This window comes from Streptomyces scabichelini, from assembly GCF_011045015.1.
Classification (GTDB): Bacteria; Actinomycetota; Actinomycetes; order Streptomycetales; family Streptomycetaceae; genus Streptomyces; species Streptomyces scabichelini.
Window position 1 is genome coordinate 54941 of sequence record NZ_JAAKZY010000032.1, and the last position, 9105, is coordinate 64045.

6 protein-coding genes are annotated in these 9105 nt (G+C 70.9%); all 6 read right to left on the reverse strand.

The annotated features are described in order from the left end of the window. Positions 1-22: 22 nt before the first annotated feature. Entirely contained in the window at positions 23-1951 is a 1929-nt protein-coding gene (asnB, locus tag G5C60_RS13105; protein WP_165258400.1) for an asparagine synthase (glutamine-hydrolyzing), read from the reverse strand. A 3-nt stretch (positions 1952-1954) separates the two neighbouring features. Further along, positions 1955-3475: a Wzz/FepE/Etk N-terminal domain-containing protein gene (locus tag G5C60_RS13110; protein ID WP_165258402.1), complete on the reverse strand. Its 1521-nt coding sequence runs from the start codon at positions 3473-3475 to the stop codon at positions 1955-1957. Then, complete coding sequence (locus G5C60_RS13115; protein WP_165258404.1) at positions 3472-4839, reverse strand: Wzz/FepE/Etk N-terminal domain-containing protein; 1368 nt, start codon at positions 4837-4839, stop codon at positions 3472-3474. The genes G5C60_RS13110 and G5C60_RS13115 overlap by 4 nt, the downstream gene beginning before the upstream one ends. Continuing rightward, entirely contained in the window at positions 4836-6101 is a 1266-nt protein-coding gene (locus G5C60_RS13120; protein ID WP_165258406.1) for a glycosyltransferase family 4 protein, read from the reverse strand. Before G5C60_RS13120 ends, G5C60_RS13115 begins: the two co-directional genes overlap by 4 nt. Continuing rightward, positions 6091-7416 (reverse strand): nucleotide sugar dehydrogenase, encoded by a 1326-nt coding sequence (locus G5C60_RS13125; protein ID WP_165258414.1) that lies wholly within the window; start codon positions 7414-7416, stop codon positions 6091-6093. Before G5C60_RS13125 ends, G5C60_RS13120 begins: the two co-directional genes overlap by 11 nt. A gap of 112 nt (positions 7417-7528) precedes the next feature. Beyond that, positions 7529-9007, reverse strand: coding sequence for an exopolysaccharide biosynthesis polyprenyl glycosylphosphotransferase (locus tag G5C60_RS13130; RefSeq protein WP_165258416.1), 1479 nt, complete (start codon positions 9005-9007; stop codon positions 7529-7531). Between the last annotated feature and the right edge of the window lie 98 nt (positions 9008-9105).

Consider the following 9105-nt stretch of genomic DNA (forward strand, 5'->3'; position numbering starts at 1 on the left):
TCGAGCCGTTGTTCGTACGCCGTCAAGCCGCCTGGCTCTGGCCGGAGCCAGAGGTCGCGCCGCGATACCAGTACTCGAGGGTCAGCACATGCCACAGATGTTTGGAGAAGTCCCGCTGCCCGGCGGCGTCCTCGGCGACCATCCGCGCCAGCGCGTCGCGGCGCAGGATCCCGGAACTGACGAGCACGCCGTCGTTCACCACCTCGCGCACCAGCGGGGCCAGATCCCGGCTCATCCAGGCCCGCAGCGGGGCGCTGAACAGGCCCTTGGGCCGGTACACGATCTCCCGGGGCAGGACCGAGGTGGCCGCCTCCTTGAGGACGACCTTGCCCTGCCGTCCGACGATCTTGCGATCGCCGGGCACGGCGAACGCCGCCTTGACCACCTCGATGTCCACATACGGCACCCGCACCTCGGTCGACGCGGCCATGCTCGACCGGTCCGTGTAGGCGAGGTTCAGGCCCGGCAGGAACATCCGGGCGTCGGTCAGGCACATGCGGTTGACGAAGTCGTCGAGGTCGTTGTCCTCGTAGGTGTCCGCATGTTCGGTCAGTACGTCGTCGACCGTCCCGGCCAGGTCCGGATCGAGCAGGGCGAGCAGTTCGTCCTGGTCGTACATGGTGTAGCTGCGCCGGAACGCGGTCTCCTCCGGCAGATCGGCGAAGGAGAGGAACCGCTTCGCGAAGCGCACCGACCGGTACCCCCGGCGGGCCGTGGCGACCGGCAGCCGGTCCACGGCCGCGGACAGGCCGCGCCGCAGGGGCCGCGGGACGCGCTGGTAGCGCAGCGCGAGCAGGTTGGCCAGGTGCTTGCGGTATCCGGCGAACAGCTCGTCGGCGCCCATCCCCGAGAGCATCACCTTGACCCCGGCCTCCCGGGCGGCCTCGCAGATCAGGAAGGTGTTGATCGCGGCGGGGTCGCCGATCGGCTCGTCCAGGTGGTACGTCATCTGCGGCAGCAGGTCGAGTACGTTCGGGGCGATCTCGATCTCGTGCAGGTCGACGCCGAACTGCTGGGCCACCTGCCGGGCGTAGCGCAGGTCGTCCGGCATGGCCTCGAACTTGGCGTCCTCGGCGCGGAACCCGATCGTGTAGGCGGAGATCCCGGGTTGGTGGCGGGCCGCAAGGGCGGTCAGGTAGCTGGAGTCGAGGCCGCCGGAGAGGAAGGTCGCCACCGGTACGTCGGAGAGCATGTGCCGCCGAGTCGACTCCTCGACGATGGCGGCCAGGTCCGGCTGCTCGCCGCTGCGGGCCCGCTCCTGGCCCTCGGCGGCGACGTCCTTCAGGTTCCAGTACTGGCCGCGCTCCACCCGGCCGTCGGGCCGGCACCGCAGCCAGCTCCCCGGCGCCAGCTTCTCCGCCTCTCGGAACGCGCAGCGCGAGTCCGGCACCCAGTAGTACAGCAGCGAGGCCACCAGCGCCGCATGGTCCACCTCCAGCTTCCCGCCGGTCGCGGCGGCGAGCGCCTTGAGTTCGGAGGCGAACACCAGGCCCCCGCCGCGCCGGATCAGGAACAGCGGCTTGATGCCCAACTGGTCCCGGGCGAGCACCAGTTCACCGGTTCGCTCGTCGAAGATCCCGAACGCGAACATGCCGCGCAGCCGGGGCAGGCAGTCCGTGCCCCAGCGCCGCCAGGCCTCGAGGACCACCTCGGTGTCGGAGGTACCGCGGAAACGCACCCCGGCGGCTGCCAGTTCGGCACGCAGCTCGGGCGCGTTGTACAGCTCGCCGTTGTACGTGAGGGCGAGGCCGCCCGAGACCATCGGCTGGGCGCCGGTCTCGGACAGGTCGATGATGGCCAGCCGGCGGTGCCCGAGCTGCACTTCGCCGTCACCGACGGGGTGGCCGTACCGGCCCGCCCCGTCCGGACCGCGGTGGGCGAGGGTATCGGTGAGCCGGTCGGTCACGACCTTCCCGTCCGGCCATCGGTAAGTGCCTGCGATGCCACACATGTCCTACCGCGCTTCCTGGTCGTTGTCCGGGCCCTGTGCGGCCCACACCGGCAGCCGCTCCGTCCGCAACTTGCCCGTCCCGTTCTGCACGGCCAGGCGTTCGTTCTGGCCGCGCAGCGCGGTGTGCAGCCCGTCCCACAGCGTGCCGTCGGTCCGGTCACGCGGATCGGGGTCGATCAGCACCACACCGATCACCGGGATGCGCTGGTCCGCGAGCTGCCGCGCCACGGTGTGCAGCCATGCGGCGCTGCCGTGCCCGGCACGCACGACGAGCACGGTCCGGGTGCCGAGGTACTGGAGGTCGGTCCACGCGGTGCCGGGCGCGACCGAGCCGACGCCGATCCGGCGCTCCTGAGGCGACACGGCCGCGGCACGCTCGCCGCTGACCACGGTGGGGTCTCCCGGCTTCTGGCGGCGGTTGGCGAGCTGCGGCCCTGGCAGACCATCGATGATCACCACTGGCCCCTCCGCCGCCAGCGCCCCGGCGAGTTTCAGGGCGATCTCGCTCGTGCTGCGCGCACAGCCCAGTTCCAGCAGCGACAGCGGTTCCGTGGAGCCGCGCACGGTGCGGGCCAGGGTCACGGTGAGCCGTTCGCGTGCCGCCCGGGTCCGTCGGAGCTGCCACAGCCTGCCCGACCTGCGGGGCAGCTCCGCGATGACCGAGGCGCCCAGGTTCGCCGCGATGTCCCGGCGCAGCACGGGGCGGTCCGCCACCACCGCGCCGACCGCGGCCAGCGCGAGCCCGAGGACGAGCCCGAGGACGAGCCCGATCGCGGCGTTGGTGGCAGCGGTCCTCGGAAGGGAGTGCTGCACCGCGCGCGGGGCGTCCACGATCTGTGTGCCGGCGACGACCTTGGGCGTGCCGGTGCGCGCCTCCGCGGCGCGCTGGTCGAAATCGGCGATCCGCGAGTCGAGCTCGGCCCGGCGGGCGTAGAGCGACTCGATGCTCGCCGACGCCTTCGGGTCGCTCTCCGGCGATCGGTCTCCGATGTCCTCATTGACCCGGGCAAGCTCGTCCCGCATGCGGTCACGCTGCTCGAGCAGGGCCTTGGCCTCGGCCTTCGCGGTTTCCCGCATCCGCCGCACATGGTCCGAGATGAACGCCTCGGCCAGCGCCTCGGCCCGGGCCACCGCGTCCGCGTCGCTGTCACCTGTCACATCGATCTGCATCAGGTTGTTGGTCAAGCCGGTGCCCCGGTAGTCCCGCATGAAGTCTTCCGGCTTCTCCGGGGACTTGAGGGACTTGAGGGCCTTGTCGGCGATCCGCGTGGTCACCAGCACCTGGACGTCGGTGCGCATCAGCGTCCCGGTGTCGTTGGGCTGGTCCTCCGCGTGCACGACCAGAACCTTGGTCATCGCGCTCGGCGGGGGCGGCAGCAGGACCGCCACCGCCGCGCCGGCCAGCAGCCCGAGGAGCGCCATGACGAACCAGAGGCGGCGGCGCCTGCGCACCGCCACCACCAGCGCCTGCAGGTCGAAGAGCGGAGTGGCCGCCGACGACTCCGAAGTCGTGCTCGTCGTCACGCTGAACCTCCCGTCGCTTGGCCGCGAACCGCGAGCGCCGGGGTGGCGTCGTCCGCAGAATGGTCGGCGGACCGCGTCGGACGGGCCAGGACCGTGTCGGCGATGACGATGCCGACGACCTCGTGCCCACCGTCCGCACACGCCTCGGCGATGCCGGCGAGCTCCTCCGTGGTCCAGCCGGCCGGGCTGAGGACGACCAGGGCACCGGACTCGGTGCCGCGGTCCGGCACCGTCGGCCGGTCCACCGGGACCTCCACCACACGCAGCAGCGGATCGGTCCCGGCCTCGGCGACGAGTTGCTCGGCGGCCCGGCGGGCGATCTCGTCGCCGTCCGGCACGACAAGCAGCAGCCGCCGGGGGGCCGGCAGCTGGTTTCGGAGGCGAGCGCACACCCGCCGGTAGCGGATCCGTCTGCCGGCCTCGTCGCCGGACCTCAGCGGGGCCGGCACGTCCCACGGGGTGTCGACGCCGAGGAACCGGCGGATCCGGGCTCGTGGGCTCCCGCCTTCCGGCCGGTGCGCGTCCCGTTCATCCAGCACGTCGACGGTGCCGAGGAGCGCCGAGCCCAGCGCCGCGGCGATCTCCGCTTCGGTGCGCAGCCGGCGATTCATGCGTGCGGCGGCGAGATGGCCGATGACCGCGAGCAGGAAGAACAGCAGCGCCCCGGCGACGACGAACTGCATCCTCGTCGGCGGCGCCTCGCCGGTCGGCCGGGCCGCAGGCCCCATGACGACCATGCCGGCCTTGTTGGCCGCCGGGTCGGCCTCGTCCAGCTTCTTCATGGCCTCATCCAGCGAGGTGCGCAGCTTCTCGAGCGCGGTGCGGGTCTGCACGCTCTCCACGGACTGCCCCGGATCGGCCGCCTCGGCCAGGTCGCTGATGCGGCGGTTGGTCTCCTCGACCTTCTGCCGCAGCGTCTCGGGCGCCGTGGCGGCTCCGGGGTCGGTGCTGCCGCCTGCGATCCGCGCGGCGAATCCGACGAACTCCCTGGCCACCCGGTCGGAGAGCTGCTGAGCCTGCTCCGGGGTGTCGGCGGTACCCGAGATCTTGACGATGTTCCCGTCGGCGGCCGTGGCACTCACCCGATCCCGCAGCTCGGTGCCGCTGACGCCACTCCAGTCGAGAGCGGCGGCCGCACGGTCGACGACCGTCGAACTGGTCGCGACGTTCACCTGGGTCAGCAGCTCGCGCTCCTCCCACTGCCCCGGCAGCAGTACCGATGCCGAGGCCGTGTAACGCGGCGGGAACACCAACGAGGTGCCGTAGCCGACGAGCGCGCCCACCACGGCGAGGATGGCGAGAAGCCGCCAGCGCCGCCGGAGAATCCGCCCGATCGTGGCCAGGCGGATCGTGTCTTCGTTCAACTGCGCTGCCTCTTCCTTGTGCGGACCGGGCCGCCCGCCGACACCGGAGTGTGATCACGGCACGCAGCGGCGTAGGCGGCGAGCAGCGAGGCTTGTGAGTTCTGCCAGGAAAGCTGTCCGCTGATCCGCTCCTGGCCGATCTTGCCCATCCGGGCACGCTTCTCCGGATCGTCAAGCAGCAGCGCGATGAGCCCCGCGAACTCGGCCTCGTCGTTGGCGGGCGCGTAGACGGCGGCGTCACCGGCGGAGACTCGCGCCTCCCGGAGATCGAACGAGACGATCGGCCGGCCCATCGCCATGTACTCCAGGACCTTGTTCATGGTCGACACGTCGTTGAGCGGATTGCGCGGGTCGGGGGAGAGGCACACGTCCGCGGTGGACAGGTAGCGCACCAGGTCGGCGTCCGGAATGCGCCCGGTGAACTGCACCTGATCGGACAGGCCGAGCTGACGGGACAGCTCCACCATCGCGTCGAAGGCGTCGCCGGAGCCGACGAACACCGCATGCCAGTCGGTACGCCCCACCTCATCGCGCAGCTTCGCGAGGGCGCGCAATGCGTAGTCGACGCCGTCCTGCGGGCCCATGACGCCGAGATAACACAGCAGATGAGGCTTGCCGCGCTTCAACTCCGGCTCGGGCGGCACCGGTTGGAACCGGTCGACCTGGGGCGCGCTGCGCACCACGAAAACGTCCTCAGGGCGCCGGCCGCCACGGCGCATCGCGACATCCCGGTAGCTCTCGTTCGTGGCGAGCACGATGTCCGCGGCCCGGTAGGTCCGCCGTTCCAGTGCGCACACGGCGCGGTAGAGCAGGTCCTCGCCGCGGTCGAACCGGGACAGGTACAGCTCGGGTACCAGGTCGTGCTGGTCGAAGACGAACCGCGCGCCGCGCCGCTTCAGCCACAGTGCCGGCAGGAACAGCAGGTCGGGCGGATTGCAGGCGTGGACCACGTCGACCGGGCCGACCTTGCGGGCCAGCCGGGCCGTGTGCCACAACGCCGATCCGTACTCCCGCAGATAGCCGGCCGGCCCTCCGGTGGCCGCGCGCAACGGGTAGCGGTGGATCCGCACCCCGTCGATCACCGCTTCCGGCTCCGTGTCCCGCTTCTCCCCGCGGGGGCAGATGACGTGCACTTCCCAGCCCGCGTCGCGCAGCGTCGTGCACTCCTGCCACACGCGACGGTCGAACGGCACCGACAGGTTCTCCACCAGGATCAGCGCTCGCCGGTTCGACCCGTCGCTGCTGATTGCGTTACCAAGCAAGGCCCATGTACCCCGGTTCGGTCCGACGCGTATCGGCGTCGGGTAGATGGATGAGGTCGACGATCATCGGGCCGTCCCCATGGGGCAGCGCCGACAGCACGGCCGGATCCCTGGTTCCGACCAGGCACACCTCGGCGTGCTCGAGCACCTCGTCGACGGAATTCGCGAGCAGTTGCGCGAGGTGCGGCAGCCGGGTCTCGATGTACTCGCGGTTCGCGCCGATCAGCCGGGAGAGGCTCACATTGGCGTCGTAGATCCGCAGGTCGTACCCCTTGCCGAAGAGTCTCTCCGCCAGCTCGACGAGCGGGCTCTCGCGGAGGTCGTCGGTGCCGGGTTTGAAGGACAGCCCGAACATTCCCACCCGGCGCTTGCCGGTGCGCTCGACCAGTTCCACCGCGCGCTGAAGGTGGTCGGAGTTGGAGGGCAGCACGTGGGACAGGATGGGCACCGAGACGTCGGCCCGCTGCGCCGCGTGGACCAGGCTGCGCAGGTCCTTGGGCAGGCAGGAGCCACCGAAGGCGAACCCGGGCCGCAGGTAGGCGGGGCTGATGTTCAGCTTGCGGTCGGCCAGGAACACGTCCATCACCTGGTGCGAGTCCACGCCGAGCGCCTGGTACACCGCGCCCAGCTCGTTCGCGAAACCGATCTTGAGGCCGTGGAACGCGTTGTCCGCGTACTTGATCGCCTCGGCCGTCGGGACCGGCACCCGGAACACCTCGCCGGGCAGGCCGTCGTACAGCGCCATCACCGCGTCGCCGCTTGCCGGGTCGAGCTCGCCGATGACGGTCTTGGGCGGGTCGAAGAAGTCCTGCACGCTCGTGCCCTCGCGCAGGAACTCCGGGTTGACCGCGACCCCCAAGTCCCCCCCGGCCGTGCCGCCGACGTACTTCTCCAGGATCGGCACCAGCAGGTTCAGGCAGGTGCCCGGGAGCATGGTGCTGCGGAACACGACGGTGTGCCGGCCCCCCTGCTTGGCCCCCTCGGCCAGCGCGGCGCCGATCTCCTCGGTGACCCGCTCCAAGTAGGTGGTGCACAGGCTGCCGTTGGGCTCCGACGGCGTGCCCACGCAGACCAGCGACACATCGCTGCCCATGATCGCCTCGCGTACGTCGCCGGTGGCGCGGAGCGCTCCGGTCCGTACGACCTCGGCGATGAGCTCGCCGATCCGCTCCTCGACCACCGGGGCCTTGCCGTCGTTGACCAGGTCGACCTTGACCTGGTTCACGTCCACCCCGATGACTTCGTGACCCATGCTGGCCAGGCACGCGGCCGACACGCAGCCCACGTAACCGAGCCCGAAAACGCTGACCCTCATGACGCGTCCCTCCCCCCAAGCAGGCCCTTGCGGCCTGCGGTCCCCCCAGTCAGGCCCTTGCGGCCTGCGGTCCGCGCGTCGGCCGGACCGTTGAGCTGCTGTCCCCCGCGCATCAGTAGGCCCCCTGGCCGTAGAACACCGCACGCAGCGTCTTCCACAAGATCACCGCGTCCAGGGCGAGCGACCAGTCCTCCACGTACCGCAGGTCGAGGCGGACCGCCTCCTCCCATGGCAGGTCGCTGCGTCCGTTGATCTGCCACAGGCCGGTGAGCCCGGGCTTGACCAGCAGCCGCCGCCGGATGTCCGGGCCGTACGCGGCGGACTCCTCCGGCAGCGGAGGCCGCGGGCCGACGAGCGACATCGATCCGGTGAGTACGTTGAAAAGCTGCGGGAGCTCGTCGATCGAGTACCGGCGCAGCACCGCTCCCACCCGGGTCACCCGCGGATCCTGGCGGAGCTTGAACAGCAGCCCCGCACCCTCGTTGCGGTCGGCCAGTTCGGCACGTGCCCCGTGAGCCCCGGCGACCATGGTGCGGAACTTGAGCATGGTGAACTCGCGGCCGTCCTTGCCGACCCTGCGCTGGCGGTAGAACGCCCCGCCCCGGCTGTCCACCAGCACGAGCAGCCCGACGAACACCATCAGTGGCGCGAACAGCATCAACAGGATCGCCGCGCCCAACCGGTCGACGACCCCTTTGATCGCCCGGCGGCCCCCGGTGAAGGTCGGCATGCTGACCCGCAGCAGCGGGATCCCGAGCACCGCGTCGACGTGCAGCCGCGGGCCGGCCACCTCCATCAGCACGGGGGCCACGACCATCTCGGCATCGCTGCCTTCGAGGTTCCAGGCCAGCCGCTGCAGCCGGTCCGGTGACCAGTGCGGGTCCGGTGTGACCGCGACGACACGGTAGCCGTCGTGGCGGACGTGCTTGGCGACATCCGTCAGTACGCCGACGACCGGCACCCCGTCCACGTGGTCACCGTCGAGACCGCGACCGTCCGTCGTGCACACCGCCTCCACCCGCCAGCCCAGGTGCGGGAACTTACGGGTGCGGTTGATCAGATCGCGCACGGTGTCCGGGCTCCCGGCAGCGAGCACCGGTCTCAGGCACCGTCCTTCCTTCCGCTGCTTGTGCAGCCGGAGGCGGAGCAGATACCGCGCGGTCATGGTGACGATCGCGATCGCGGGGATCGCGACGAAGATCCAGAGCTTGATGTTGCGCGAGGTGAGCGCGATCCCGCCGAGCGCCAGTACGACGGTCGCCGTGAACAGTGAGCGGCCGAGCCGGCGGAATTCCTCGGCGCCCTGGCCGAGCACGGCCGGAGACCATGACCGGCTCACCGCAAGCGCTCCCAGCACCAGCAGATGGGTGCCGAATGCGAGAATCCCCCACTTCTCATGCCAGTTGGCCGCGTCCCGGACCCCGAAGAAGTTGCCGATCGCGGTCACCACCAAGGCGGTGGCCACGGTATCGCTGATGATCACGGTACGGCGGTACCGCTGCTCCCAGTCGTTCACTGGCCGACTGACTGGCCCGTTCGTCAGACGCCCGCGCGCCGACGGAAAAGGGCCGACTAGTCCCCCCTGCCGCACAGAACCCCCCAGGTCCCAGTGGTTCGACGTATTCGCCTCACACTGTTGCTCCCCCTCGGGAGGCCCCCGCCTCCCGAGGGGGAGCAACAGTGTGAGGC